Source organism: Streptomyces phytophilus, from assembly GCF_013870535.1.
In the GTDB taxonomy this organism is placed as follows: domain Bacteria; phylum Actinomycetota; class Actinomycetes; order Streptomycetales; family Streptomycetaceae; genus Streptomyces; species Streptomyces phytophilus.
Map to the genome: position 1 here is coordinate 1 of NZ_JACBXC010001491.1, position 1,342 is coordinate 1,342.

At 71.1% G+C, this 1,342-nt stretch carries 1 protein-coding gene; it reads left to right on the top strand.

The features are described from left to right. The first annotated feature begins 189 nt into the window (after positions 1 to 189). Positions 190 to 1,290 carry a hypothetical protein gene (locus H5J30_RS33640; RefSeq protein WP_181791555.1) on the top strand — a complete coding sequence of 367 codons (1,101 nt, stop codon included), beginning with the start codon at positions 190 to 192 and terminating at the stop codon, positions 1,288 to 1,290. The last annotated feature ends 52 nt before the right edge of the window (positions 1,291 to 1,342 follow it).

Genomic DNA, 1,342 nt, shown 5'->3' on the forward strand with positions numbered 1-1,342 from the left:
GAAGCGACCGCGACCGAGGCCATCGCGAGCGAACTCCGCGGGCCCATGCGCCTGCTGGCCCGCAAGGTCGTCCAGGACCGCGTCTCCGTCTGAGCTGCCCCGGGTGTTTGCGTTCTGGTGCAATCCCCGGCCCCGGCATGCCGGGGCGGGCGATCCTGCCGTGACCGACCGGAACACAGGGGGACAAGCATGAAGTCGTGGCAGACCCGCACATTCCTGGGCGTCGCCGCACTGGCGGCGCCCTTCGCGCTGGCGGCGCCGGCACCCGCCTCCGCGCCCGCGGACGGCGCGGAGGCCCGGGGTTCCGGCACGGCGGCCGCCGCGGAGGCGGTGCCGAACAACGACCCGTCGTTCCTCCAGGTCTACGACGCCAACGTGGAGAACCTGCCGACCACGACGGAGTCCTGCCCCGGCGACTGGCACGACCTCATGTACTACATGCGTCTCCAGGAGAACCGGCCGGACATCTACCTCGTGCAGCAGATCAGCAACCGCGCCCAGCTCGACCTGCTGCTGACGCGGATGGAGGAGCACTTCGGCGAGAGCTACGCCGGCGTCCTCGCGGAGAACGACCCCGCCGACTACAAGAACGGCTGCAGCGGCAAGGTGAAGCAGACCAACGGCGTCATCTGGCGCACCGACCGGCTCTCGCTGAAGACGTCCGCCTCGCCGGACAACCGGTGGCAGGCGCAGCGCGAGTACCCCGCCGGCTCGAAGCAGTGCGTCAACAACGACCAGCCGCGGAGCAAGGGCGTCAAGGCCCTGCTCCTCGACAAGCTCTCCGGCAAGACCGTCACCGCCGCCTCCTTCCACTGGCCGACCCAGGATCACGGCGGCACGTACTGCAACGTCTCCAACGCCGGCGAGCTGAGCAACGAGCTGACCGAGGACGGCTACGGCGTCGCCGACCTCTTCGTCGCGGGCGGCGACACCAACCACTCCGCCAGCTCCACCAACGGCCAGGACAACTGGACCACCTGGTACAAGGCCACCAACGGCGACATCGGCGGCCAGCACCGCTTCCGCGACGCCGTGTACGCCGGCTGCGCCGACGCGGGCGGCTCCATCCCGGACTGCCTCGCCGACAAGTGGACGCTGCACACGACGACGCCCCGCCGCATCGACTTCCTCCTCGCCCGCAACGCGACCGGCGCGCCGCCGCGTACGAGCAACCCGGTCGTCCCGACCTTCGACGAGGGCGACGCGGCCGACCTGGAGCTGACGGGCAGCGACAACCGGGACATGGACTACTCCGACCACCGGGCCGTGGGGGCGCGCATCCACTACTGACCCGCAAGCCGCCCCGGGCAGGGGACACGCGCCGGCAGCTGCTGCGGACCGG

Coding starts and splice junctions, on each gene's coding strand:
- H5J30_RS33640 (WP_181791555.1), top strand. CDS start 190: ATGAAGTCGTGGCAGACCCGCACATTCCTGGGCGTCGCCGCACTGGCG.